This is a genomic window from Aquiflexum balticum DSM 16537 (genome assembly GCF_900176595.1).
Classification (GTDB): Bacteria; Bacteroidota; Bacteroidia; order Cytophagales; family Cyclobacteriaceae; genus Aquiflexum; species Aquiflexum balticum.
The window spans coordinates 5,552,211-5,577,724 of record NZ_LT838813.1; the positions used below are offsets into that span (position 1 = coordinate 5,552,211).

At 39.9% G+C, this 25,514-nt stretch carries 22 protein-coding genes; 14 read left to right on the top strand and 8 right to left on the bottom strand.

What is annotated here, in order from left to right; all coding sequences use genetic code 11:
- Nucleotides 1–45 precede the first annotated feature (45 nt).
- Nucleotides 46–549, bottom strand: a complete 504-nt coding sequence (locus tag B9A52_RS23585; RefSeq protein WP_084123031.1) for a winged helix-turn-helix domain-containing protein — start codon at nt 547–549, stop codon at nt 46–48.
- Between the two features lie 659 nt (nt 550–1,208).
- Between B9A52_RS23585 and B9A52_RS23595 the strand changes: the two genes are divergently transcribed.
- Both B9A52_RS23595 and B9A52_RS23600 read left to right on the top strand, forming a co-directional pair.
- Complete coding sequence (locus B9A52_RS23595; protein WP_157370279.1) at nt 1,209–1,589, top strand: hypothetical protein; 381 nt, start codon at nt 1,209–1,211, stop codon at nt 1,587–1,589.
- 8 nt (nt 1,590–1,597) lie between these two features.
- Nucleotides 1,598–2,893 (top strand): hypothetical protein, encoded by a 1,296-nt coding sequence (locus B9A52_RS23600; RefSeq protein ID WP_084123034.1) that lies wholly within the window; start codon nt 1,598–1,600, stop codon nt 2,891–2,893.
- A gap of 3 nt (nt 2,894–2,896) precedes the next feature.
- Here B9A52_RS23600 and B9A52_RS23605 read toward each other — a convergent pair whose 3' ends face one another.
- A complete protein-coding gene (locus tag B9A52_RS23605; protein WP_084123035.1) occupies nt 2,897–3,607 on the bottom strand; it encodes a DsbA family oxidoreductase in 711 nt (236 codons plus the stop codon).
- 59 nt (nt 3,608–3,666) lie between these two features.
- Here B9A52_RS23605 and B9A52_RS25905 point away from each other — a divergent pair, with 59 nt between their 5' ends.
- The 3 genes from B9A52_RS25905 to B9A52_RS23615 all read left to right on the top strand — a co-directional run bounded on the left by B9A52_RS25905 (nt 3,667) and on the right by B9A52_RS23615 (nt 6,583).
- Nucleotides 3,667–3,822 (top strand): hypothetical protein, encoded by a 156-nt coding sequence (locus tag B9A52_RS25905; protein ID WP_172805273.1) that lies wholly within the window; start codon nt 3,667–3,669, stop codon nt 3,820–3,822.
- 420 nt (nt 3,823–4,242) lie between these two features.
- The gene (locus B9A52_RS23610; RefSeq protein ID WP_084123036.1) at nt 4,243–5,406 is read left to right on the top strand and encodes a pyridoxal phosphate-dependent aminotransferase; all 1,164 of its coding nucleotides are present in this window, start codon (nt 4,243–4,245) and stop codon (nt 5,404–5,406) included.
- Between the two features lie 55 nt (nt 5,407–5,461).
- Nucleotides 5,462–6,583, top strand: coding sequence for an AEC family transporter (locus B9A52_RS23615; RefSeq protein ID WP_084123037.1), 1,122 nt, complete (start codon nt 5,462–5,464; stop codon nt 6,581–6,583).
- Here B9A52_RS23615 and B9A52_RS23620 read toward each other — a convergent pair.
- Together B9A52_RS23620 and B9A52_RS23625 are read right to left on the bottom strand one after the other, a co-directional pair.
- Nucleotides 6,575–7,342: an XRE family transcriptional regulator gene (locus tag B9A52_RS23620; protein WP_084123038.1), complete on the bottom strand. Its 768-nt coding sequence runs from the start codon at nt 7,340–7,342 to the stop codon at nt 6,575–6,577. The two genes, B9A52_RS23615 and B9A52_RS23620, sit on opposite strands and share 9 nt — an antisense overlap.
- 13 nt (nt 7,343–7,355) lie before the next feature.
- Nucleotides 7,356–7,613 (bottom strand): hypothetical protein, encoded by a 258-nt coding sequence (locus B9A52_RS23625; protein ID WP_084123039.1) that lies wholly within the window; start codon nt 7,611–7,613, stop codon nt 7,356–7,358.
- A 458-nt stretch (nt 7,614–8,071) separates the two neighbouring features.
- Between B9A52_RS23625 and B9A52_RS23630 the strand changes: the two genes are divergently transcribed.
- Nucleotides 8,072–8,953 carry an SRPBCC family protein gene (locus B9A52_RS23630; RefSeq protein WP_084123040.1) on the top strand — a complete coding sequence of 294 codons (882 nt, stop codon included), beginning with the start codon at nt 8,072–8,074 and terminating at the stop codon, nt 8,951–8,953.
- 537 nt (nt 8,954–9,490) lie between these two features.
- Here B9A52_RS23630 and B9A52_RS23635 read toward each other — a convergent pair.
- Together B9A52_RS23635 and B9A52_RS23640 are read right to left on the bottom strand one after the other, a co-directional pair.
- Nucleotides 9,491–11,740, bottom strand: a complete 2,250-nt coding sequence (locus tag B9A52_RS23635; protein WP_084123666.1) for a Tex family protein — start codon at nt 11,738–11,740, stop codon at nt 9,491–9,493.
- Between the two features lie 695 nt (nt 11,741–12,435).
- The gene (locus B9A52_RS23640; protein WP_084123041.1) at nt 12,436–13,125 is read right to left on the bottom strand and encodes a hypothetical protein; all 690 of its coding nucleotides are present in this window, start codon (nt 13,123–13,125) and stop codon (nt 12,436–12,438) included.
- Between the two features lie 417 nt (nt 13,126–13,542).
- On the opposite strand from B9A52_RS23640, the gene B9A52_RS23645 reads away from it, so the two are divergent.
- The 7 genes from B9A52_RS23645 to B9A52_RS23675 all read left to right on the top strand — a co-directional run bounded on the left by B9A52_RS23645 (nt 13,543) and on the right by B9A52_RS23675 (nt 20,406).
- The gene (locus B9A52_RS23645; RefSeq protein ID WP_231955394.1) at nt 13,543–14,187 is read left to right on the top strand and encodes a TlpA family protein disulfide reductase; all 645 of its coding nucleotides are present in this window, start codon (nt 13,543–13,545) and stop codon (nt 14,185–14,187) included.
- A 33-nt stretch (nt 14,188–14,220) separates the two neighbouring features.
- A complete protein-coding gene (locus B9A52_RS23650; protein ID WP_084123042.1) occupies nt 14,221–14,802 on the top strand; it encodes a TlpA family protein disulfide reductase in 582 nt (193 codons plus the stop codon).
- Between the two features lie 102 nt (nt 14,803–14,904).
- Nucleotides 14,905–15,570 carry a hypothetical protein gene (locus B9A52_RS23655; RefSeq protein ID WP_157370280.1) on the top strand — a complete coding sequence of 222 codons (666 nt, stop codon included), beginning with the start codon at nt 14,905–14,907 and terminating at the stop codon, nt 15,568–15,570.
- Nucleotides 15,571–15,719: 149 nt separating this feature from the next.
- On the top strand, nt 15,720–17,066 hold the full coding sequence (locus B9A52_RS23660; protein ID WP_084123044.1) for a flavin monoamine oxidase family protein: 1,347 nt from the start codon (nt 15,720–15,722) through the stop codon (nt 17,064–17,066).
- Between the two features lie 148 nt (nt 17,067–17,214).
- The gene (locus B9A52_RS23665) at nt 17,215–18,351 is read left to right on the top strand and encodes a carbon-nitrogen hydrolase family protein (RefSeq protein ID WP_084123045.1); all 1,137 of its coding nucleotides are present in this window, start codon (nt 17,215–17,217) and stop codon (nt 18,349–18,351) included.
- A 171-nt stretch (nt 18,352–18,522) separates the two neighbouring features.
- Complete coding sequence (locus B9A52_RS23670; RefSeq protein WP_084123046.1) at nt 18,523–19,782, top strand: C69 family dipeptidase; 1,260 nt, start codon at nt 18,523–18,525, stop codon at nt 19,780–19,782.
- Between the two features lie 12 nt (nt 19,783–19,794).
- Nucleotides 19,795–20,406 carry a Uma2 family endonuclease gene (locus tag B9A52_RS23675; RefSeq protein WP_084123047.1) on the top strand — a complete coding sequence of 204 codons (612 nt, stop codon included), beginning with the start codon at nt 19,795–19,797 and terminating at the stop codon, nt 20,404–20,406.
- 231 nt (nt 20,407–20,637) lie between these two features.
- Here the strand turns inward: B9A52_RS23675 and B9A52_RS23680 are convergent, their stop codons facing one another.
- Both B9A52_RS23680 and acnA read right to left on the bottom strand, forming a co-directional pair.
- Complete coding sequence (locus tag B9A52_RS23680) at nt 20,638–21,630, bottom strand: NAD(P)-dependent alcohol dehydrogenase (protein WP_172805274.1); 993 nt, start codon at nt 21,628–21,630, stop codon at nt 20,638–20,640.
- Nucleotides 21,631–21,758: 128 nt separating this feature from the next.
- Nucleotides 21,759–24,533 (bottom strand): aconitate hydratase AcnA, encoded by a 2,775-nt coding sequence (gene acnA / locus B9A52_RS23685; protein WP_084123048.1) that lies wholly within the window; start codon nt 24,531–24,533, stop codon nt 21,759–21,761.
- A 151-nt stretch (nt 24,534–24,684) separates the two neighbouring features.
- Here acnA and B9A52_RS23690 point away from each other — a divergent pair, with 151 nt between their 5' ends.
- On the top strand, nt 24,685–25,449 hold the full coding sequence (locus tag B9A52_RS23690; protein ID WP_084123049.1) for an endonuclease/exonuclease/phosphatase family protein: 765 nt from the start codon (nt 24,685–24,687) through the stop codon (nt 25,447–25,449).
- Nucleotides 25,450–25,514: the final 65 nt, after the last annotated feature.

Consider the following 25,514-nt stretch of genomic DNA (forward strand, 5'->3'; position numbering starts at 1 on the left):
AAATCTGTGGGTGATTAAAATTTTGTCGAATTTATACCATTTTTTTTATCCATAAACCAAAAGTCCATTAATCTCGGCAGGTTCCTCCTCCAAAACCTTCACATCCACTTGTCGCTTGACTTTTTCATAGGTCTTCTTCACCAAAAAATCCAGGTAATCCAGATCGATATCCCGACCTATCAGTATCAATTTGACCGTGCCTGAATCTATACCCTGTGCGTAATCTCCGATGATATAGGCTTTTTCCACATTGCCCAATCTACTCACCACCTGCTCGAGGAGCTGATCCAAACCAAGAAATTTGGAAACCATATTTTTGATTTCATGGAAAAACGGGTGTTCGTGATTGGCCCGGTACATTTTTGTTTTCCCCTCATCCCCGGAAGTCAGTAAGCCCGCATCGGTCAACCTGTTAAGTTCAACCCGCACGGCATTGGTAGACTCATCAAATTCCTTGGCCAAGGCACGTAAGTATCCTGAATTGTTGTGTGAAAAAAATTTCAACAACAGCTTGATACGCGTTTTGGATGTCACCAACGATTCCAGCAAGTTTGTTTTGTTATTTGGTTTTTAATTTATTGGGGTATTGGGGTATTGGGGTATTTGGTTTCGAGTTTTGTCCTAACAACAAAAGACCTCTATCCCCTTTCCTACCCCCTCAAAATCCCCCCAGAGATTCCCCGAAATTCTACGGGGCATACTTTCACTTCGCTACAAAGCTTTCAGGTTAATTAAAGAATTTCGTCAAGCTCGTTCAGAATGACGGTATGGACTCTCGCCTCTCGAATCTCGAATCTTGTTTCATGTCTCTCGCTTCTCGCCTCTCGCTTCTCGGCTCTTGTCTCCCCAATACTCGGGGCAGTCTTTGGCTCTTGTCTCTTGTCTCTTGTTTCTTGTTTCTCGCTTCTCGCCTCTCCCAAAATTCCCCAAACCAAAGCCCTCTCAGTCCCATGTCAGAACCTAGCTGATCGAGTAAAAAAATTACTCAGACCAACAAATTTAATCGGTAAGTGAGTTTTTGCAAGGATTTAAAAAAGTATTTTCAGAAGCCAAAAAGTCCAAAAAAAGGCCTCTAGGACCTGTGTTTTGATACAGATGCCAAGATTTGATATTCAAATAGTTTTAAATGGATTTGGAATTGTTTTTGGGATTCGCAATTGTCAACTGAAAAAATTAAATTTATTTATCCAAAAACAGATTTTAATACCATGGCCAAGTTTTCTGACAGTGCATTATTGAAGACCAAGACAAGGGGAATGATTTACATTGACCTGTTTTCCGGTTATGGACAACCCTCCACAACCCAGATTGTGATGAAAAATATACAAGGTCAGGAAGAGTTGCTGATGAGCTTTGATGGCAACGTTACCCATCATGAACTTGGTTCGGCACGAAAGCTGAAATACAATAAATTGGAAATCAGAACCACCATACATGACGTTCACGACAATCCCATCGAAAAAATAGACATGTCTTTATCGATTAAGGTTTTTGATTTGGATGCATCAGAAGTGGAAACCAATTTTTCCATGAAAACCATTGGAATGGGCACCATCCTCTATTCTGATTTTCATATCACCATAATGTGATAGGCTTCATGAGAATTATATTGACCATAGTCCTCCTACTGTTTATTTCGTTTGCAACAAATGCCCAAGATGAGGGAGATACCATTTCGAGGGAAGTGAAAGGCATCAATCTTGACCTGCTCAAAACCCCCACAAACCCCTCCTTTCAATTGATGAACTCCTCAGCTACCGAGGTGGTGGAACCTGGCCTGACTCCTGAATTTTTCACTTCCATACAGAACGCATCCAATAACTTCACTTCCTTACCCAACAACCTTGCACTTGCCTTTACTCCTTTTTGGTGGGGAAAACAGGCCGAAAAGCTCAGTTTTGAAAAGGATTTTTCAGAAACAAACCGGATGACCTTTTATAGGACTTTGTCTGTATCCTTGGGAATGCTGAACGGTGTACAGCAAAATCAAAGTCTCAGCAGGTTTTCCTTTGGCCTTCAGTCCACCCTACTCCGGGGCAAAGTCGACCCCTCTAAAAAACAGGACTACTTCAATATTCTGCGGGATATTGGTGGGGATTATTTTGAAGCAAGGGACAGGGCTCTGAAAGCTGATCCGGAATACAGCAATTTGGAAAAAATGTCATTCCAAATCCTGCGGGAGCTTCAGTTTACCGATTCTCTGGAGACAGAAGGGTTGATTTCAGCAGAAAGGGCGGCCTTTTTATATGACAGTCTGGAAAAGCAAATAGAAATAACAGATAAAAAACTGTTGGACCTCAGAATCAAAATCGGGGAAAAAGTCAAAACGATTGAAAGCTCTCCCGACCTCGATGAAGCCTTCAATGCCATGAATGAGCGGGATGGCTTCAAATGGGATATAGGAGGTGGCTTGGCTTTTAATTCCGAAGACTTCAACCTGCAAAAAACCGGTATTTACCGCATCGGTCTTTGGTCCAATTTCGGGGGAAATATCACCAAGTCAAATAGCGGCAACAGCAGACTTGCCCTGTTCTTCATGACCAGGTATTTTTTCTTCCGGGAAATCTTCTATGAGAGGGAAAACAGTATTGAACTGATACCAAACCTTCATACGCTTGACGTCGGAACTAAGCTCCAATTCAATGTATCGGGAAAATTCTCCTTAGGTGCTGAATCCGTTTGGCGATCGGGAATTTCCAATACAATCTTCGAAAATACCTACAAAATCAATGGTATAGCCCAGTATCAATTCGGGAAAAACAAGGTACTTTTTTCCTCTTTTGGAAATGACTTCAACGACAATTCCAACTTCGGCCCCCAAAAACTGATCATCACCTTCGGCGTCAATCTTGGATTTGGGGAGGACATTGACTTAACAGGACTGTTTTTTTAAATGCTAACATTCCCCGCTTTCCAGGTCGCAGCTGCTTCCATCCTCATTCTCCAAAATCTGTAGTACAGGATTTGTTTTCACATAATCCGCCCAAGCTTTTCTGATGGTTTCATCAAAAACTTCTTTTGGTTGGGCACCGGATATGCCGAATTTTCGGTCCAAAACAAAGAAGGGCACTCCTCTCACCCCTATCAGTCTGGATTCATAAATATCCTGATCCACCTTTTCTGAAAATTCACCGGAATCCAAACAGGCTATAACCCTTTCTTTTTCCAATCCAACCTCCAAAGCAAGCTGTATTAAGGTTTCCCTATCATCAATATTCTTCCCTTCTGCGAAATAAGCCTTCAAAAGCCTTTCTTTCATGGCATCCCCTTTTTTCAAAGTTTTTGCCAATTGAAGCAATCTATGGGCATTTTTGGCATTGGCTACAACGGTCTTATCCATATGGTATTCCAAGCCCTCTTCCTTGGCCATATCAACCACTTGTTGGGTAATCTGCTCGGTTTGGGCCAAACTCCAACCTTTGTTTTCTGATAGATATTCCAAAGTGCTTTTATTAGGATCTGTGACCATGTCAGGATTGAGCAAAAAACTTTTCCATTCAATCTGTATCTGATCTGCAAACTCAAAATCCTTCAATGCAGACTCCAACCTTCTTTTTCCGATATAACAAAACGGACACATGATGTCCGACCAAATTTCGATTTTCATAATTCAATAATTTTAACTTATTTCCTAAATCAATTTTCGCCTTGGAAGGTTCAAAAAAAATGAAAACCAAAGAATGTCCATCCTGTGCCATGGATATAGACCAAAAAGCAGAATTCTGTCCTATCTGCGATTATCAATTTCCAAAAAGGAATGTCATCTATCAAATCGTAGCATTGATATTGGCGCTTTTGATGCTATTACTTTTTATTCTTTAAGGTGATTTTTTGCCTTCTTCTCACAAAAAAAAGCCGGTTTCAAAGGCTTAATTAAATTGGATTATTGGAATGATAGTGTGTTTTCCAATTACAAATTGGTTTGGATAGGAGGTTGTAATTGCAAATTATACCCAGCGGGGTAAAATAATGGAACCACAAAAGAAACAAAAGAGAACAAAAGACTAAATCAACAAAAGTCGATATTAAGTATCTTTTGTATTCTTTTGTCACTTTTGTGGTTCAAAAAAAATCCTAATGCTAAAAAATGATTAGCAGCATTATTTTTTTACCTATAAAGAAGATATTATTATATAAAAATCAAAAGTTGGTATATTTTTTTACCTATTAAATATATTTTTAATCATTTTTTCATTTTTATAGTTTATTTTTAAACTACTATTCAATCAAACCTAATAAATCATGAAGCAACTCAACAGAAGAACCTGGTTAAAGACCAGTATATTGGGCTTAGGCGGTATTACTGCGCTGCCTACTACCCTTTCCGCAGCAGTTCACAAAACCAATCTCTGGCATTCCAAAAGTATTCTCGAAGAATTTCCTTTTGATTCCAATCCTGAGATTGCGATGAAAGCCCGCTTACTCGCCAATGAAAACCCATTTGGACCTTCGGAAAAAGCCATCAAAGCCATATCCAACTCCATTTCTATGGGAAACAGGTATGGGCATGCAGATGCTGCCTATTTGATCAGCCTCATTGCTGAAAAAGAAGGCGTTGCTCCCGAAAACATCATGTTGGGTCCGGGTTCTACGGACCTTTTGGAAAAAACAGCCATTTCCCTATGCAGAAAAGGCGGAAATGTGATATCTGCCGACCCATCCTACCTTTCTCTGGTCAATACAGCAAAAGCCGTCGGCGCATCCTGGAAAGCAGTACCCTTACTAGCGGACCAAAGCCATGACCTTCAAGGCATGTTTTCCGCGATTGATTCTGAAACAAGGTTGATCTATGTCTGCAATCCCAACAATCCCATGGGTTCAATCACGGATTTCGAACAAGTCCGGACTTTTTGTAAAAATGCATCCAAGAAAACACCTGTTTTTGTGGATGAGGCTTATTTGGAGTTTCTGGAAAACCCTGAAGAAAAAAGTGCGGTCAGTCTTGTGGCTGAAGGGCACGATGTGATTGTAGCAAGAACCTTTTCGAAAATCCATGGAATGGCAGGATTGAGGATAGGGTATATGGTTGCTACTCCGGAGAGAATCAAATCGGTTACCGACTTGGTTAGAAGTACCATGGGATTGTGCATCACTTCTTTGAAAGGTGCCATTGCCAGTTTTCAGGATGAGGAATTCATAGCGAAATGCCGAAGCCTGAATAAGGAGTCAAGAGAATTTACCTCTGAAAATATTCATGCCTTGGGTTATCAGGAAATCCCATCACACACCAGTTTTATGATTTTTCCCATCAGAAATGATGCTAAATCCTTTTCCAAATCCATGACCGACCAAGGGGTGGGTATCCGGATGTATGCCATTGATGACAAGCCCTGGTGCAGGGTAAGTATGGGTACTATGGATGAAATGGAGATTTTCATTGAAGCCTTGAAAGTGACAGAAGCCTGATTACAAACCCAAAATAGCCTTTTGAACCCATTCAAGTAATTTTAAAACTCCATTTATGAACCCTGCAGTTCAAAAGACGCTATCGCTGATTATTTTAATTTTGATAGGTTTTCTACTAAGGAAAAAATTCCAAGACCCGGCCAAACAACAGGGATTAAAGACTTTGATTCTTACTGTTGCATTACCGGCAATTATTTTTGTGGCTTTGCTAAAAGCAGAAATCAAGACAGATTTACTGGCTTTGCCTTTTCTTGCCCTGGCGTTCAACTTCATAGTTTTTTCCCTGCTAAAATACTTACTCCCCTTATTTGGATTGGAAAAGGACTCACCTGCCTATAGAACCTACCTTTTGTTGTTCCCTTCATTGGCACCGGGACTATCCTGTTTTCCTTTTCTGATCGAGTATTTGGGGGATGACGCATTGGCATGGGGAGCTTTGGCAGATATTGGCAATAAATTCTTTGTGCTGATCTTCGCTTATATGTTGGCCATGACTTGGTTTATGAGAAACTATCCCAACAATAACCATGGTACAAGGGCAAAAATCAAATCTCTATTGATGAGTTTGGTGAATGAACCTATCAATATCGTCATCATATTGGCACTGATATTACTGGGTTTGGGCATACATTTGGAAAACCTGCCCTCATTCCTGTCTTCCGCTGTCGGCAACCTGAGTAATCTGATGACTCCTTTGGTTCTGATTTATATTGGCATTGCAGTGATTTTCAACTGGAAACAAATCAAAAAAATTACTGGGCTGCTTTTCCTAAGGTCCGGGATAACTTTTCTTTTGAGCGGAATCATAGTTGTATTGATGCCATCACTAACCTATCCTGCCATCCTGGTTTTGGTAGCATTTCCGCAGAGTGCAATCAGTTTCTGGCCATTTGCCCATATGTCAGCTTTTGTGGGGATGGAACAAAAAATGGAAGACAACAAAAAAAGAACATTTGACTTGGAGCTTGCCGTAAACATCCTTGCCGTTTCCCTGCCTTTTTCCACAGCCATCATGTTGGGCATATTTTCCTTTGGCGAGGCCTTCACCTCACCTTCCCTATTATTTTCAATGGGAATTTTAATGATTCTCCTAAGTGCTTCCAAAGCGCTGTTGAAATGGATTACTCCTTTGGAATGGAAAGCAGAACTCAAAAAAAGCCTGGGTTCTCTATTTTAACCTGACTATTTCTGAACGAAGATCCAGAATCATTTGAGATATATCCTCCAAACTTACCGGCTTTGTTTTGTCTTTGGGATTGGGGAAATCGGTACTGATAAATGCTTTGGCTTCCCATATTTCCAAAACATCCGCTCCTTTGACCTCATAGGGTTTGTAATGTTCATTGTCAGAGACTAAGAAAAGCTTTCCGTTTTCATCCAGGTAATTGAACACCCTTTTGTAAACGACCCCTTCGGTAGAGGTCACTAAAACATAGGTCTTGCCGCTTTTGATATCGCGCAACTGCTCGACATAGGAACCGATAATCACCGTACCCGGCACCAAGGGCAACATACTGTCGCCACTCAGTTCAAAAGCCCGGTATGTGGAGTTTCTTGAAAGGGTAGGAATATGAAACTGCGGTAAGGACTCCATATATTCGGGGTCCGCAAAACCATTGAGATATCCTGCGGAGGCCTTTTGCCCGACCATAGTGATGTTTTCCCTATCCTGATCATCTGTTGCGATGGTCAGTATTTTGATGTTTTTGTTTTGGTTTAGCCGACGGCCATATTGTTGAATATCATGGTGAAGCAGTTCATCGATACTGACAACAAATAGTTCGGACAAAATCGCCAAAGTTGAAAGTTTGGGTTCTGACCTTCCGTCCTCGTAGGCCGAAATCATGGTCCTCTGCAGATCCAGTTTTTCAGCCAATTCGCTTTGGGTCAATCCTGATTCTGACCTTAGAAATTTGAGATTCTTTGCAAGTATCATTTCGTGTTTGATTTTAGGCAGAATAAAGATAAAAATTGTTGTCCTCCCTAACGGGATTTTTTAAGGAAAATGGATTCAATCCGGATGTGGCCATTCTTCTTCTTTCCAACCTCTCCTGTATCTCTGCGATGATCTCACCCACCGGTTTGGGTTCATTGACCAACAGATAACCATATTGTGGCTTTTGCTCATCTTCTATAAAAAACTTCACCTGACAATTGCCGGAAGGCAGTTCTTTTTGTGTCACCGATATTTTCTCCATTGCTTCCATGTTTATTCCTGTTTAACTGAAGCTAAGATAAAAAAGTTATTTTTAATAACATATAGATGTTTGTAAAATTAACATTTTCGTGACGTATACTGTCGGAAAATTTGGAGTGGGGAGTTTGGAAGTGGAAAGAAGACGAGAGCCAAGATACGCGAGCTGAAATCTAAAATCCAAATACGGGAAATAAAATAATTTCGCATCCTCATTCTGAGCTAGTTTTGGAAAGCGGTAAATTGTGATTTCAGTTTGACGGATATAATTGGCTTTTATTTGTCATGCCGACCGTAAGAGGCAACTGTCGCGTTACAGCGTGGTGATTGGGATTTGAATCCGATTTAAGTATAAGAAACTTTTGTCGCAAAAACACCTTTACATTGTCGTTTTCATTCTGGAGTTTTTTTATAAAAGTCCTTTAAATTTGTACAGATATATATAAACAAAATTTCAAAACCCAGCAAAAAATGTCAACCACAACAAAACCAACACTGACCGTTAAAGCCACTATCAATGCTTCCCTGGAAAAAGCCTGGGAGGCCTGGACCGGTCCGGACCATATAACCCAATGGAATTTTGCTGATGTAAGTTGGCACTGCCCTCATGCCGAAAATGACCTGAGGGAGAACGGAAAGTTTTCTTACAGAATGGAAGCCAAAGACGGAAGCTTTGGATTTGACTTTAGCGGAAAATATTCCCAAGTGGAGGTTTTCAAGAAAATATCCCTATTGCTTGATGACGGGAGAAAGGTCAATGTTTCCTTTCAGACAAAAGATGGTATGACCCAAGTCCTAGAAAGCTTTGAAGCAGAAGAAACCAATTCATTGGAATTGCAACAAACAGGCTGGCAGTTAATCCTCAATAATTTCAAGCAGTATGTGGAATCATTGGTAACCATTGAAAAACTGCATTTTGAAATTCAAATCCAGGCACCAGTAGAAAAGGTATATGAAGCCATGTTGGCGGACGAATCATACCGAAAATGGACTTCTGTATTTAACCCAGGTTCACATTATACAGGTTCTTGGAAAAAAGGGGGGAAAATTCTCTTTATCGGCACAGATGACACCGGCGCACAGGGCGGGATGGTTAGCAGGGTCAAGGAGAATATTCCAAACAAATTTGTGTCCATAGAACATCTCGGAATTCTTGGCCCTAAAGGGGAAGAAATCACTTCCGGTCCAGAAGTGGAAGGATGGGCAGGGGCATTTGAAAATTATTCATTTGAGGCTGACAATGGCAGCACCCTACTTGCTGTCGACCTAGATTCCAATCAGCAATTCAAGTCCTACTTTGAGGAAACTTATCCATTGGCACTTCAAAAATTAAAAGAGATATGTGAGTCCTGAAAATTACAAAGCGGATCGATTTCCTAACAGTCAGAAACTATTACATTCAAGTTATTTGTGGTTCAAATGAATTCCCCAAAATATATAAAAAATGAAATTTGGGAACATAAAGAAAAAATTCAGAAAATCAGTAATTGAAGCCATAGGGAAAAATTTGAAGGCAAAGAGTTATAATTAAAATATTCTTAAATGTTTTGTCTTTTTTCCATTTTAATCAATTATAAACTCCCTAAAATTTTCCCGATGAATGACTTTGGTCTCCGCTTTATACGATTCAACATTTATAGAGTGTACTCCACAAAAGTAGCTACTTTTGTGGATCGTATTTCATAAAAGTAGCTACTTTTATGGATTTGGAGAGATAAGGATATAAAAAAAGGCCGCCAATACTGGAAGCCAATTTTACAGTTTTTCAATCCGCTATACCTATGCGTGCGTGGTGTATTCTTAATTTTGCCCCTTTATCTTATGTCTTAAGTCTTATGTCTTGTATCTTGAGTCTTTCCCTTCTCCCTAACTCCCCAACTTCCAACTCCCCTACTTCCCAAACCTCCCCTTCAACATTGCCAACTTAGCTGCCATATCTCCCTCTACTTCAGTTTCCTCTTTTTTCTGTTTTTCTTTGGGTTTTGTTTTGCCTCTTTCACCAAAAGGGTCTGACTTCATACTTAGGGCGATCCTTTTCCTGGGAATATCCACTTCTGTGACTGTAACCTGTATTTTCTGATTGACGGATACTACTTGGGAAGGGTCTGTGACAAACTTATCTGCCAAATGACTCAAATGTACCAATCCGTCCTGATGCACTCCGATGTCTACAAAGGCACCGAATTTAGTGATGTTGGTGACAATCCCCGGCAGCTTCATGCCCACCATTAAATCCCTCATTTCATTAACTCCATCCTGAAAGCTGAAAACCTCAAAAGTTTCTCTTGGATCTCTTCCCGGTTTGGAGATTTCTTCCATGATGTCCTGAAGCGTAGGCAGACCAACAGTTTCAGAGATATAGTTCTTCAAAATGATTTTTGACCTTAGTTCCTCGGAACTCATCAAATCATTCACTTTGGCACCGATATCCTTGGCCATTTTCTCCAACAGTTCATAACGCTCAGGATGCACTGCACTGGCATCCAAGGGATTTTTGGCATTTCTGATCCTCAAAAACCCTGCTGCCTGTTCAAAAGCCTTGTCCCCTAACCTTGGTACCTTTTTGATTTCATTCCTGCTTTTGAAAGGGCCGTTTTCATTTCTGTAGCTGACGATATTCTGCGCCAAAACCGGTCCTAAACCCGAAACATAGGTAAGCAATTGTTTGGAAGCTGTATTTACCTCCACTCCCACTCCATTCACACAACTCATGACGGTATCATCAAGAGAGTTCTTCAAAGCTCCTTGATCCACATCATGTTGGTATTGACCAACGCCTATTGACTTAGGGTCAATCTTTACGAGTTCTGCCAACGGATCCATCAGTCTTCTTCCGATAGAAACTGCGCCCCTGACCGTCAGGTCATAATCGGGGAATTCCTCTCTTGCCACATCAGATGCGGAATAAATCGAAGCACCACTTTCATTCACCATGGTTACGATCACATTTTTGGGTAATCCCAAGGATTTGACAAATGCTTCGGTTTCCCGGCTTGCCGTACCGTTTCCAATAGCGATGGCTTCTACTTTATATTTTTCAACCAACCCTTTGATAGTTTGGCCAGCCTCAGCTATCCGCTTTTGGGGTTCGTTGGGAAAAATCGCATCATAACTCAGCAGTTGACCTTGCGGCCCAAGACATACCGTTTTACAGCCCGTCCTAAAGCCTGGGTCTATGGCCAAAACCGCCTTTTCCCCCAAAGGTGCCGCTAACAATAATTGACGCAGGTTATCTGCAAACACCCTGATGGCTTCTTCATCAGCTTTCTTTTTGGTGTAAAGCCTAACCTCAGTTTCCATCGATGGCTTCAACAATCTCTTGTAACAATCCTTAATGGCCATGCGCACCTGTTCGACTGATTCGTTGGCAGCATTTTCCAACACTGTTTTTTCCATCAAAGCAATGGCGGAAAATTCATCCGGGCAGGTATCCAACATCAAAAACAACTCTTTCTCCCCCCTTCTCATGGCCAACACCCTATGGGAAGGAGCAGTTTTCACAGGTTCTGTCCAATCAAAATAATCCTTGTACTTGATGGCTTCAGCTTCTTTGCCAGGAATAACTTTGGATACAAACTGCCCTTCACTGATAAAAAGCTCACGCATCTTTTTTCTCAAATCCACATTTTCATTGACCCATTCAGCAATGATATCCCGCGCTCCCTGAAGGGCTTCCTCCACGGTATTGACTTCTTTATCGGTATCAATATAATTGGATGCTTCTGATTCAAGATCAAAAGACATCTGTTCAAAAATCTTTGTTGCCAAAGGTTCCAGCCCCTTTTCTCTTGCGACTGTTGCTTTTGTTCTTCTTTTTGGTTTGTAGGGAAGGTATAAATCCTCCAAAAGGGACATGGTCTCAGCGGCATTAATTTTATCTTTTAATTCGGGAGTTAATTTCCCTTGTTCTTCGATGGATTTCAGGATGGCTTCCTTCCTCTTTTCCAAGTCCCTCAACTGCTGGGTTCTGTCCCTAATGGCAGCCACCTGAACTTCATCCAGACTACCTGTCACCTCTTTTCTATATCTGGATATAAAAGGAACTGTTGCTCCACCATCCAATAATTCAACAGTATCGGTTACCTGTTTAATCTTAATACCAAGTTCTTCGGCTATTTTTACAAAATGATTGAAATCCATTTGATGCTGATTTGAGGGTGCAAAGTAGCAAGCTTTTGAAAGCCTTCCCAAGTTTTGGTACATATATCTAGTCCTATACATGGTAAAAATCTGATTCTCTTTATGAAAAAAATCAATCTAATATGAGGTTAGAGATTGATTACCCATATATCCTCTCAACACTCCCAGCCTACCGCTCGCTATTGGGTGTCCCTAAGTTTTGATTCAAACCTTTTGGAAATAGTCCAACAAGAATACATTACCAGCCTGTCTTGGTCAATCTTTAGGAATGGCTGTAATATGGATAATACTCTTGGCTAGATGCCAATACCTCTTCTTTGTTCCAAAGAGTAGAATTTTTCGGTCAGATTCCTTAAGGACCAGTCTCTTAACAGTCGAATTCCAGCTTGGGGTGGACTCCTTAGCTTCTGGCCAATTGAAGATTACAAATCTCTATAGAGATCTTACACCAACAGGTTTACACCATGAACGGCATAACAAAAAAAATAGAGACCGAAAATCAAAAATCGGTCCCTATTGAGTTGAATTAATATTTTTAAACCTTAACTGGTAGGCTTGACAAAACTTCCTTAGGACAAAGGACTAGTCAAAAAAGCCGTCCTTCATACCTTAAAGCTGTTTAAATCTTTTGGTTCGCCTTTGAATCAAATGCCAATCAGTTTTGTCTTAACACTTGCCTTGTCTAAACCTAACATTTACATGAATACTGCTTGAGTTGCAACATCTAATCTATCAGCGACTTGGTCAAAAATTCCAGAATTGGACGTTTCGCTTATGATCATAACCCCATTCGTCAGAGTTGCATTGTCCAGAGCTTCCGCAGATATTACGCTAAACCATTCTAAAGCATCAAATGTGATTTTCCCAACTATATTAGACCCAGCTGTAATCTTTACACTTTCAGCATCTGCTTCAAAAACTTCACCGCTGTTAAACTCAAATCTTACCGGAATAGTTTTTTCATCAGAACTAATATAAGTTCCTTCAATGACAATTGATGGGTCGCTACCATCATCCTGAATCTCAATTCCCAAATTCACATTTTTATATTCTCCCGGGTCCACTTCCAAAAATACAGAGGGAGATATAGTCCCAGTCGCATAATCAATCACGGCAATTTGTTCATGTGTGATACTTATTGAACGGCCTCCTAAATCTCCATCGAAGACCACTTCCCTAAATTTAATCTTTCCTTTTGTGAAGCTCAGCTTGTTCACATTAGTTACTCGTCCGTTAACAATGGATGTAGACTTACTTGTTGTCGCAACCTGTAATGTAATTCTTCCTTTATCTAAGGTTACATTGTTTTCCTCAGTGCCACAGCCTATCAAAATTAGACATACCACTAGGAACGATGCCATAAATGGCAAATTTTTCTTTTTCATAATTTTGTTTGTTTAAAGTATTTATTGCACCCAACTTCCTTTCTACAATTAAGGGTGATTAAGTTTGAAAGGAAATTATGAGGCTTTTTGGATGATTTTTTGACAAAGATAAAAGGTTTTAAAAGAAAATCCAATTTAAAAAAGAATTTTCTTGTAAAATTCAATAAGATGTATTACCATGCATCAAATTCACCATAACTTATTCAAATAGAGCATCTTAAAAAGTTAAAGACTTAGTTATTAGCACTTTCAAAATAATAAATTGTTGTTTACATATAGAAAATAACAGACCCTGACTTTAGTTGGTGCAATTTATCTACATTGGGAAAGACCTAACATGCTTTTAATGAATTTTTCTATTGAAATAATGTTTAATGTATTAATTGTTACAATTGCATATCGTTTAGAATTCGTAAATTGGCAATCACTTTGGAAAATGCTGAAGAAAGCTTTACCTCAACTCAAATGATCAATAAAAAAACCATCTTATTTGGATTAGCATTTTTTGGCATTCTTGCAATAATCGTCTACCCCACAAAATTCGGAAGAAAAATCAGGCAAAAAACCAAAATGGAATTATTGGGCACAGGGTTAATTCAACCTAAAATTGAACCAAATTCCTTGAAGGCAGAGGAAATTGGTTTTAATTATGAAGGTTCTCTCCTATCCATTAAAGGTATTCCTATAAAACTTGAAGACTTTAAAGGGAAAACGCTTTTTATCAATATTTGGGCGTCTTGGTGTGGTCCCTGCCGTGCGGAAATGCCATACATCAATAGCCTGTATGAAAAACTACAAGAAAATCAGAATGTGGAATTCTTGATGATTGCCATTGATGAGGATTTCGAAAAAAGTAAAAATTATATCTCGGGTAAGAATTTCATTTTTCCTGTTTACCATGCTTTTGAGGGATTAAACAGTTCTTTAGACACAAAATCTATTCCCATGACTGTAGTGGTCAACGCGGAAGGAAAAGTAATTTTCAAAGATAAGGGCATGAATAATTTTGATACCGAGGATTTCAGAACTTTTTTATTGACCCAAAGGAAAACATCCAAATAAAAAAAATATCTGCCCAACTTTAAATAACACCTGATGAGTTTTGATTGGAAAAAGGAAATCAAAAGCTGGGGCATCATACTTGCGGCCTTTTCCTTTTTATATTTTACAGGATTGATGACACCGATTATGGGAGGTGTACAATCTTTGCTTTTGGCCACAGGAATCAAAAAGCCTAAAATCACATTGGTGGACAAGGAAAATAAGGACTTTGATTATAAGGGAAGATTTGTGGATATGCAGGGAAATATGGTGGACTTGAAAGACTTTAAGGGAAAAACAGTTTTTATTAACCTTTGGGCCACTTGGTGCCCTCCCTGTCGTGCCGAAATGCCCCACATTTCCGAAATGTACAAGAAAGTAAAAGACACTGAAAATCTGGAATTTCTAATGATTGCTTTGGATAAAGATTTTGAAAAGAGCAAAAAGTACATCGATGGCAAAGGCTTTACTTTCCCGGTGGTACACGCCACTTATGGACTGAATAATTCACTCCAAAGTCAATCTATCCCAACAACCTTGGTCGTCAGTCCAGATGGAGAGATCATTTTTTATCAGGAAGGTATGAGTAATTTCGATACGGAAGAGTTCAGAAACTTTCTTACTGGCCAAAATTAAAACTATTGACTATTAATTATTTAGAAAATAAACTAATTAACGTTTAGCTGATTTTTCACATCTTCCGTAATGGTTTTAAAGATTAACCATAAACCAAAAAATATGAAAATTGGCTTTTTGATTACATTACTGATAACTGGGATTCACTTTAGTACATTCTCTCAAGAGACATCGGAAGATAAGATCTTTGATTATGCAGAAACGAAACATGAATTCTCTTTGGATATTGCGCCAATTATCCAAGGAAATTACCCCTCAAGCCTACTCTATCGCCAACATTATATAAGCAAAAATGGAAAGAATGTCGCTCTTAGGCTTGGAGCTCAATTAGGTGCAAATGTGTCTTCTACTGAAACCCAAAATAATTCGCAAGGTTCCCAGGTAGTAGGGAGAAATCACCAAAGTCTATATGTCTTTGTTGGTAAAGAGTGGCAAAAACAATTCCACCCGCGTATCATTGGGTATTATGGTGCAGACCTGAACTTTGGGCTTAGCCGTAGTCTATCCAAAGTAAATGCATCTCCATCAAATCCATCCGAAATCATTAATAGGGACCATTCAATTAGTATAGGCACTATCGGATTCTTGGGTATGAAATATCATTTCTCGAAGCATTTTTCTGTCTCTGCTGAAACAGGAGCAAGTTTAAGTTTCAATTCTTGGAAGTCCGATGCAAGCTCCAACAACAATGTAGCTGTGAATCAATCCAATAATTTAAGTTTAGGAATGATACCACTCCGGGCCATTCGTTTTGCTTTCCATTTTTAAATTTAAATAATGCATCATTACTTTAAGGCAAAGACTTCTTGCAGATTCGGTTTTTATTGGGGATTTTTCAGCCCAAAACCCAATCCCATGAAATCTTTGCCTTATAGTTTGTCTTTTCTCTTAACCTTTATTAATCAGGAACCTTTCCTATGATGGATGTCATCATCATTGGCGGAGGTTTCTCAGGAGTAGCCGCTGCACGCATCCTCCACAAAGCGAATAAATCCTTCATCGTCCTTGAGGCAAGAGAACGTCTTGGCGGGCGGGTTTATACCAAAAGATTTGAAAATGGGCAATACCTGGATTTTGGGGGACAATGGATAGGCCCTACCCAAGACAGGATGTATGCACTCTGCAAAGAATACGGAGTGGATTATTTTGAGACTTACAACGAGGGCTACAATATCCTTGACTTTGGGCAAAAAGTAAAAAAGTACAGAGGTTTGATCCCGAAAATCGACATCATCTCTTTGCTCAATCTAGATTGGCTGTTGCGGAAAATGGAGAGGATGGCCAAAAATATACCTGCTTCCAAACCTTGGTCCCATCCGAAATCGGAAACTTACGACAATATCCTTCTTTCTGATTTTATCAAAAAAAACTGCATCACCCAATCAAGCCATAAAGTAATCACCTACGGCTTGGAGACTGTTTTTGCCTGCGGGCTCCATACCATTTCCTTGCTTCATGCGCTGTTTTATATCAAATCAGGCCATAATTTAAATGGCCTGATCAGTATCAAAGATGGTGCGCAACAGCATCGAATCGTTGGGGGCATGCAGACACTTGTCGATAGGATGGCAGCAGAATTCCAATCCAAGATCCATTTTAACCACCCTGTCGAATCCATTAAACAGGACACAAACAGCGTGGGAGTTGCAGGTGATGGATTTGAATTTGAAGCAAAAAATGTAATCATAGCCATTCCACCACCCCTTGCTGCCGAGATCAAATTTTCACCTGAGTTGACTTCTCAAAAATCCCAGTTAATCAACCGGATAAGCATGGGTAAAGTAGGTAAATGTTTCATGGTCTATGATAAGCCATTTTGGCGGGATAGTAAATTCAGCGGTCAGGCTTTGGCAGATGAGCAATCCCCATTTCAGACTCTTTTCGATTCCTCACCAAAAAACGGCGAATACGGTGTAATCCTTGGTTTTACAATCGCAGACAGGGCTGAGGATTTTTTCAAAAAATCACTTGAACAACGAAAACAGGCCATGTTGCAGAAGTTGGTGGACTATTTTGGTGAGGAAGCCAAAAATCCGACCGCTTACCATGATTTTACCATGACGGATGAAATTTGGAGCCGGGGATGTTATGCGGGGCTTTATCCTGTTGGTGGATGGACCGCATTCCAAAATGCCTATTCCAAACCTGAAGATCGGATATTTTGGGCAGGAACTGAGGCATCTGATGCTTGGTTTGGCTATATTGAAGGCGCTGTCAGGGCGGGGGAAAGGGCTGCGGGGGAGATTTTAGATCTTAGATCTTAGATTGTAGATTGAAGATTGAAGATTTGCCTATAAAATGAATGATTGTGGGGTAATCCTGACGACATGGGATTTTGAGATTTGGGATTTAGGAGTTGATAGTAGGAAGGTTTGCAAATTAGAATAGTTGAAAGATTCAGTAAAAAACATAATGAAAAAAATCGGTTTTGGATTTCTGGTGGTTATTTTGATTTGGGTGATTTGGGCTAATTGGAGTTTCAGTTCTGAATTACCAACTGTAATCTCGGAGATTTCTACTGTTTCCCAATTAAGCTATGAAAATGGCGATAGCTCAACACATGACAGGAATATCGTTGGAATTCAGCCTTATATGTTGGAAACAGATTATCTGACACAGCAACAATTCCAAGACAAATTGGATTCCTATTTCAAAACAGCAAACGATCAGGGTTTTTTCAGGGAAAACACAATGGTCCTGCTTCCAGAATACCTGGGAACATGGTTGGTCATTGCTGGAGAAAAAAAATCAGTAGCCGATGCGGGAAACCTTACTTGGGCCATGGCACAATTGGTCTTGAGTAATCCAATCCAGTTTTCAAAATTTTATGGCAAATCGGATATAGAATCAGACAGAATTGCCGCGGCACTTTTCAGAATGAAGGCCGAAAAAATGGCTCATATTTACCAACATGTTTTCAAAAAACTTGCTGAAGAATATCAGGTTTACATTGCGGCAGGATCCATTCTATTGCCTGGTCCGGAAGTAAAGAATGGGATTTTGGAAGTGGATATTGAAGCTCCTATTTACAATACTTCCTTTATTTTTGATCCAGAAGGAAACCTTTTTACCCAATCCATCCGAAAAGCATTTCCTATAGAATCCGAACACCCATTTGTAACCGCCTCGCCCACTTCCGACATTCCAACTTTTGATCTGCCTTTCGGAAAGATCGGTGTATTGGTCTGCGCTGATTCCTGGTATCCCGAATCCTATCAGGCCATTCAGGGAGTTGAAGTGGTATTGGTCAATTCCTATTGTGCGATTGATGGTGCTATGGATGTTTCTTGGGCAGGATATAACGGGGCACCTGCCCCTATTGATGTTGATTTAAATGATATCGGAGTTCTCAATGAAAGACAAGCTTGGGAAAAATATGCGCTTCCGGGAAGAATTGGAATTTCAGGAGCAAAAATAGGGGCCAATGTATTCCTCAGAGGTAAACTTTGGGACTTGGGTACTGATGGACAACCTTTTTTCATTAGGGACGGAAAATTACTTGAAATCGAAGAAGCAGAAAAAGGGGGGATTTGGAGTATGGAATTTTGAGATTTTAGATTTTAGATTTTAGATTAGATCTTAGTCCCGATAGCTTGGGAAGATTTTAGTTTGGGAAGAAGGGATTTGAGGTTATCCTCAACCCAATTTTACAATTTTTCAATCTTTCAATTTTTCAATTTTAAAATCCAGTAACTTTAAGCCACTCCAACCCTCTCCCCTATGTGCGACACGCTGGTATCCCTTCCTGATTTCACTAAAACCGGAAACCTGATTTTTGCAAAAAATTCGGATAGGGAACCTGATGAGGCGCAGGCAATCATTAATATCCCAAGGATAAATTGGGGTAAAGGCAAAACAGTTCAATGCACTTTTATCAGTATCCCACAAGTGGAAGAAACTTTTGAAGTCATCCTCTCCAAGCCATTCCAAATGTGGGGTGCGGAGATGGGCATCAATGAGTTTGGGCTTGTGATTGGGAATGAGGCTGTTTTCACCAATGTCAGGATCCCCAAAAAGAATGATGGTTTGACAGGCATGGACCTGTTGAGAATTGCCTTGGAAAGGTGCCGTACAGCGCCTGAAGCTGTCAAAACAATTACTGCTTTGCTTTTGAAATATGGTCAAAATGCCTGTGGGGGTTACAAAAACAAGGATTTCTACTACCACAACAGCTTTATCATTGCAGACCAAAATGAAGCCTATATCCTCGAGACAGCAGGTAAATCCTGGGCTGTCAAAAAAGTTAAAAACTTTGCTTCCATTTCCAATGGACTAACTATCAATACTGATTATTCCCATTTGAACATACAGGATGAAAAAAGATCCTTTCCTTTTTCTCTCTTTCCCAAATCCAATCCATTTTCTTTTTCCCAGTACTTTTCGGATTTTCTTTATACCAAAGTTGGCAGAGCATCGCAGAGACGGGAATGCAGCAGAAGCCTAATGGAAGCTGCAAGTGGGAATTTGACCGTGGAAAAAGCAATCCAAATCCTTCAAACCCATAACCTACCTGACCCGGAGTTTCAACCTAAAAAAGCCACAACAGCATCACTTTGCATGCATGCCACGGGACTAACCAATCCAAGTCAAACTACAGGAAGTATGGTAACTGAAATCAGAAGCAATGGCATATCTACGGTTTGGTTGACAGGAACTTCTATGCCTTGTTTGTCCGTCTTTGTTCCCTTCTTTTTTGGGACTGACGCCTTAAAGGATTTTCAGCAGCCAAGTTCATCATCCGATTCATCCCTATGGTGGGAAGCTGAAAAAGTCCATCAATGGATTTGTCAGGATTATCAAAAAAGGAAGGCAGAATTTTGGACTATGGCCAAGCAATTGCAAAATGAGTTTTTGAGGGAGGAAGCAAGGTTGATAGCTGAAAATTCAGATCGGGAGATTTTAGGTGAGTTCAGTTTGGAATGTCTTCGAAAAGTCAAACAGCTTTATAGTGAGTTTATTTTCAGTTATTTGAAAGAATGATTAAATTCAAACATGGAAACCCCGGAAGAAAAATCATTGCTCAAAGAACCTGACATTACCTCTGGTCGCCATACCTATGCGGATTACCTGACCTGGGAAATGGAAGAAATGGTGGAATTGATCAAGGGAAAGGTTTTTCGGAAAGCCGCAGCAGCCCCAAGGAGAATCCATCAGAAATTGGCTGGAAACCTACATACCGAACTGAACTTATTTTTAAAAGGCAAAAAATGTGAAGCTTATATTGCACCATTTGATGTTCGACTTCCAGTTTCATCAAAAAAAGATGATAAAGTACATACTGTAGTCCAACCGGACATTTGTGTAATTTGCGATCCGGAAAAGTTGGATGAACGTGGCTGCATCGGTGCACCTGACTTGGTCGTTGAAGTCCTTTCACCAGGCAATAAGCAACTTGAATTACAGCATAAATATGAAGTCTATGAGGAGTCTGGGGTCAAAGAGTATTGGCTTTTGGATCCTGAGGGACAGACACTTTTGATTTACACTTTGAAGGTTGGCAAATATGAAGCTTCCCGACTAATGACCTCCGGAGATATTGCCAAATCATCAGCCATTCCTGTTTTTGAATTGGATTTGGAGGAGTTTTTTAGGGAAATTAAGTGAAATTTAATTCACACAAAGAAAACAAAGACACAAAGGGATATTAGGTGATATGAATATCCGCAATGATACAAGTAAATCTGAAAACCCAATGGATAATTTGTCTAACCCTAATTTTCAGTTTACTTCCGTCTTCCGTCTTCGGTCTTCTAGCCATTTATACAGAAAACTTCTGCAACTTGCAAATAGGCGGATATTCACATTAGGTGATTTAGTTTTGTGGTGATCTGATTTTTAAGGCAATAAATAAAACATTTCCTTCCCACCTTCTATATCCAAAATCACATTTCCTGTTTTTTGACCTGAGGCTACGTAGCGGTATGCTTCGGCGGCTTTTTCCATGGGATAACTCCGGTCGATTACGGGTCTGAACTTACCCTTTTCCATCAATTCCTTTATGATTGTCATACTTCCTTTAATATCAGTGGGCAAAGGAAAAATTACTCTTTTCCCTCCTTTGATTTTAGTCGCCAATGGTAGGTAAAGATTTTCACTGCCCGGACCCAATTCGGATGAGAGGTATTTGCCATGTTCCTTTAAAATACCTTTGCATTGCCCAAATGAACTTTTCCCGACAGAATCAAAAACCACATCGAATTTTTCGTTCAGTTTTGTAAAGTCCTCATTTTCGTAATCAATCACCCTAGTTACTCCCAAGCCCTTTATCAAATCCAAGTTTTTGGTATTGGCAGTGGCCACTACTTCCAGTCCTTTGGATAATAGGATCTGAACCGTAGCTGAACCAATTCCTCCTGTGGCCCCATTGACCAAGACTTTGGCATCATTATTTAACTTCAGATATTTTAGAAAATTTATGGCATAATGGGCTGCCTCAGCGGAAGCAACAGCCTCGGCAAATCCGAAGCCATCAGGGATTTTTAAAATATTCCCATCCTCCTTATAAACTATATACTCAGCTTGAGAAGGAATACCATTATCATTAAAACCCCAGACTTTGTCTCCGACTTTAAATCCACTTACTTGGCTGCCTACTTCCTCCACCACTCCCGCAAAATCAGTCCCCAGGATTGGAGTTCTCGGTTTTGGCCAACCTACAAAAAACCGGAAAATATAGGGTTCACCCGAAATTACCCCACAATCAGTGCGATTAACAGTAGTCGCTTTTACTTTGATCAATACTTCTTTTGGCTTCGGTTTGGGTTTAGGCATTTCCTCTATCAGGATATTATCCGGATTACCATAGTTATATCTGACTACTGCTTTCATTGATTGGAATTTTATTTAATAAAGATATTCGAAATGTATTTAAAACTCGAAAAAAAAAGGGCTCAAACAAAGAGCCCTTCATTCAGATAATTGCCTCCAAGTAAATAAAACCTTTAGAGAGGTATGGATTACTTTTTTAGGAAATCCCGCAGTACGTAGTGCAGGATTCCTCCATTCTTATAATATTCAATCTCGATTTCCGAATCCAAGCGACAGATCACCTCGAATTCCTTGATGGTTCCATCTTCTTTTTCAGCTTGAACCTGAAGTGATTTAAGGGGTGACAATCCATTTCCTATACCTTGGATACTGAATTGTTCACGACCAGTTAAGCCAAGATATTCAGCTGACTCACCTTGTTTGTACTGTAAAGGCAAAACACCCATCCCAACCAAATTACTTCTATGGATCCTTTCATAGCTTTCTGCCAATACGGCCTTGATTCCCAAGAGGTTTGTTCCTTTAGCTGCCCAATCCCTGGAAGACCCACTTCCGTATTCCTTTCCTGCCAATACTATCAAAGGAGTATTTTCGGATCGGTACTTATGGGATGCATCAAATACTGTCATTTCCTCCCCTGAAGGAATATGCTTGGTAAATCCGCCTTCTTTTTCTGCCAATTGGTTTTTGATACGGACATTGGCAAAGGTACCTCTGACCATGACTTCATCATTACCTCGCCTGGAACCATAGGAATTGAAATCCTTCTTTTCCACTCCTTTGGCCATCAGGTATTGACCTGCGGGGGAAGATTCGGAAAAAGATCCTGCGGGAGAAATGTGATCCGTAGTAATGGAATCACCCAATTTCAACAAAACCCTTGCACCGATGATATCCTTCGGTTCCTCTATGGATTCTGAAATTCCATTAAAAAACGGAGCTTCTTTGATGTAGGTACTTTCTTCAGACCATTGGTAAACTTTGTCTTTGGGCACTTCCAATTGTTTCCAAATATTATTTCCCTCAAAAATTTCCCCATAACTTTTTTCAAAATCAGCAGGAGAAAGTACCCTGCTCATCACCTCAAAAATCTCATCATTGCTCGGCCATAAATCTTTAAGATATACCGGTTCCAGATTTGGATCAAATCCCAAAGGTTCATTGATCAGGTCAACATCCACCCTGCCGGCAATCGCATAAGCCACAACCAACATGGGAGACATTAGATAATTCATCTTCACCTGTGGATGTACCCGGGCCTCAAAGTTTCTGTTTCCGGACAATACTGAACTGACCACAAGATCATTTTCTTCAACAGCCTTTGCGATATGCCTTGGAAGTGGTCCGGAATTTCCAATACAGGAAGTACATCCATAACCTACCACATGAAATTTCAAACTTTCCAGATCATCCAATAGACCTGCTTTTTCCAGATAATCTGTCACAACCTTTGAACCTGGTGCCAATGATGTTTTTACCCAAGGCTTGGTATCAAGACCTCTTTCCCTCGCTTTACGGGCTACAAGTCCAGCTCCAATCATCACGGAGGGGTTTGAGGTATTGGTACAGGAGGTAATAGCTGCTATGACTATAGAACCGTCATGAAGCGCAAATTTTTCATTGTTCAATTTGACTACTACCGTTTTGAGACCATTTTTCACTTTGGTTTCATATTCCACCTCTGCGGGGGAGTCACCTTTTGGTTCGGACGGTTGACTTCCGCCTTCGCCATACCACCTACTCTCTTGTCTTTTGTCTATGGGGATATATTCCCGCCCATGTACTTTTTCCAATAATTCACCGAACTTGGCTTTAAACTCCCTGACCAAGATTTTATCCTGCGGTCTTTTCGGTCCGGAAACAGTAGGTTCGACAGAGGAGAGATCCAATTCAACAATTGAACTGTATTTGATTTTATCCTCGCCCTGCCGCCATAACATATTAGCTTTACAATAATCTTCAACCAATTGAATTTGATCAGCTGCCCGGTTGGTTTTTTTCATATAGTCCAAAGTCCGGTCATCAATGGGGAAATAGGTGACGGTACAACCAAATTCCGGTGACATATTGGAAATTGTAGCCCTATCAGGAACGGTAAGGTTATCCAATCCCGAACCAAAAACTTCCACAAATTTGCCAACTACACCATGCCTCCTAAGCAGTTCAGTTATGGTCAGTACCATATCAGTGGCGGTAGTTCCCAAGGGGAGTTTCCCTGTAAGCTTCAATCCCACAACTTCGGGCATAATAAAGTAAATAGGCTGTCCTAAAATGGCCGCTTCTGCTTCAATCCCTCCTACTCCCCAAGCTACTACGCCGATTCCATTGACCATTGGAGTATGGGAGTCAGTGCCGACCAAGGTATCGGGAAAAACATTTCCATCTCTTGCGATAACACCTTGGGCAAGGTATTCCAGATTCACCTGATGACAGATCCCCATCCCAGGAGGTACAACTGAGAAATTATCAAAGGCCTTTTGAGCCCATTTCAAAAATTGATACCGCTCACCATTTCTTTCATATTCGACCTCCACATTTTTTTGGAATGAATAATTGGTTCCAAAATAATCCACCTGTACGGAATGGTCAATGACCAAATCAACCGGTATCAAAGGATTGATTTTTTGGGGATCTTTACCTTTCCTCGTTGCTTCGGCCCGGAGTGAGGCAATATCCACCACTGCAGGCACACCTGTAAAATCCTGCATCAAGACTCTTGCAGGTTTGAAAGGAATATCTCTGTCAGAAGGCTCAGGAGTCCAATTGGCTAAAGTTTCAATATGTTCTTTGGTAATTCCAAAATCATCGAAATTCCTGAGCGCATTTTCTAAAAGAATCCTGATAGAAAATGGCAGCGTATCGACACTATAACCTGCATCCATTAAAGCTGATAAACTCCAATAATTGAAAGTACCTTTACTGGTCTTGAGCATTTTTTTAGTTTGGTCGGGAAGTATCTTCATGGTCTTTAATTATTTGGTTATATTAAAAATGAATTCATTTATATAACTACATTCAATCTCAATTGATTCTCAATTTACCTTATTTTGCTGGTTTCTTTATCAGAATTCCGGTTTTCATCTAGGATTATCTATATTTATCCTTGGGCTTTTTATGAAAATAGTAATTGAGATTTTCAGTATTTTGATTTTGATAGCAGGTTTGATGCCTGTTATCAAAAAGGATTATTGGATCTTCAGGATATTTGATTATCCAAGATTCCAAAAACTGGTTCTTTGTATTATCGGCTTGGTTTTTTGGTTAATCATGGGATTTTCTTCCTTTTGCACAATGGATTACATACTTTTTGGGGGTTTGTTGATGATGTCAGTTTTCCAAATGTATCAGATCTATCCATTTACATTGTTTTCTGATAAAATGGTAGAAAATACTCCTCCTGACGCAAATTTCCCTACCGTGTCTGTAATGGTCATGAATGTTTATCAGTATAACAAGAGATATAAAAAAACCATTGAATTGATAAAAAAGGGAAATCCTGATATTGTATTGTTGGTTGAAACTGATCAGGATTGGACTTATTCAATGAATGAATTAAAAAACAGCTATACTGACTTTGTTGAAATACCACAGGATAATACTTATGGTATGTTATTCTACTCCAAACTTCGAATTATAAAACATAAAGTGAACCACCTTATTGATCCGGAAATTCCATCCATTGAAGCTTTGATAGAATTGGAAAGCGGGGATAAGGTGAAGATCTTTGCCATTCATCCAACACCCCCTGTGCCAAATGAAAATCCAAAAAGCACAGAAAGGGATGCGGAAATATTGATGGTAGGAAAAAAAGTAAAAGGTTACGACAGGCCAACTTTGGTTATAGGTGATCTCAATGATGTTGGCTGGTCCTACACCTGACTTCGACAGTCGTCAGTCCCATATTAGTATAAAGTACTGATAAATAATGTTTTATAATTTTTTGA

Coding starts and splice junctions, on each gene's coding strand:
- B9A52_RS23650 (WP_084123042.1), top strand. CDS start 14,221: ATGAGTTTTGATTGGAAAAAGGAAATCAAAAGCTGGGGCATCATACTT.
- B9A52_RS23620 (WP_084123038.1), bottom strand. CDS start 7,342: ATGATACTTGCAAAGAATCTCAAATTTCTAAGGTCAGAATCAGGATTG.
- acnA (WP_084123048.1), bottom strand. CDS start 24,533: ATGAAGATACTTCCCGACCAAACTAAAAAAATGCTCAAGACCAGTAAA.
- B9A52_RS23675 (WP_084123047.1), top strand. CDS start 19,795: ATGGAAACCCCGGAAGAAAAATCATTGCTCAAAGAACCTGACATTACC.
- B9A52_RS25905 (WP_172805273.1), top strand. CDS start 3,667: ATGAAAACCAAAGAATGTCCATCCTGTGCCATGGATATAGACCAAAAA.
- B9A52_RS23625 (WP_084123039.1), bottom strand. CDS start 7,613: ATGGAAGCAATGGAGAAAATATCGGTGACACAAAAAGAACTGCCTTCC.
- B9A52_RS23655 (WP_157370280.1), top strand. CDS start 14,905: ATGAAAATTGGCTTTTTGATTACATTACTGATAACTGGGATTCACTTT.
- B9A52_RS23690 (WP_084123049.1), top strand. CDS start 24,685: ATGAAAATAGTAATTGAGATTTTCAGTATTTTGATTTTGATAGCAGGT.
- B9A52_RS23615 (WP_084123037.1), top strand. CDS start 5,462: ATGAACCCTGCAGTTCAAAAGACGCTATCGCTGATTATTTTAATTTTG.
- B9A52_RS23670 (WP_084123046.1), top strand. CDS start 18,523: ATGTGCGACACGCTGGTATCCCTTCCTGATTTCACTAAAACCGGAAAC.
- B9A52_RS23660 (WP_084123044.1), top strand. CDS start 15,720: ATGATGGATGTCATCATCATTGGCGGAGGTTTCTCAGGAGTAGCCGCT.
- B9A52_RS23595 (WP_157370279.1), top strand. CDS start 1,209: ATGGCCAAGTTTTCTGACAGTGCATTATTGAAGACCAAGACAAGGGGA.
- B9A52_RS23680 (WP_172805274.1), bottom strand. CDS start 21,630: ATGAAAGCAGTAGTCAGATATAACTATGGTAATCCGGATAATATCCTG.
- B9A52_RS23610 (WP_084123036.1), top strand. CDS start 4,243: ATGAAGCAACTCAACAGAAGAACCTGGTTAAAGACCAGTATATTGGGC.
- B9A52_RS23665 (WP_084123045.1), top strand. CDS start 17,215: ATGAAAAAAATCGGTTTTGGATTTCTGGTGGTTATTTTGATTTGGGTG.
- B9A52_RS23600 (WP_084123034.1), top strand. CDS start 1,598: ATGAGAATTATATTGACCATAGTCCTCCTACTGTTTATTTCGTTTGCA.
- B9A52_RS23630 (WP_084123040.1), top strand. CDS start 8,072: ATGTCAACCACAACAAAACCAACACTGACCGTTAAAGCCACTATCAAT.
- B9A52_RS23605 (WP_084123035.1), bottom strand. CDS start 3,607: ATGAAAATCGAAATTTGGTCGGACATCATGTGTCCGTTTTGTTATATC.
- B9A52_RS23635 (WP_084123666.1), bottom strand. CDS start 11,740: ATGGATTTCAATCATTTTGTAAAAATAGCCGAAGAACTTGGTATTAAG.
- B9A52_RS23640 (WP_084123041.1), bottom strand. CDS start 13,125: ATGAAAAAGAAAAATTTGCCATTTATGGCATCGTTCCTAGTGGTATGT.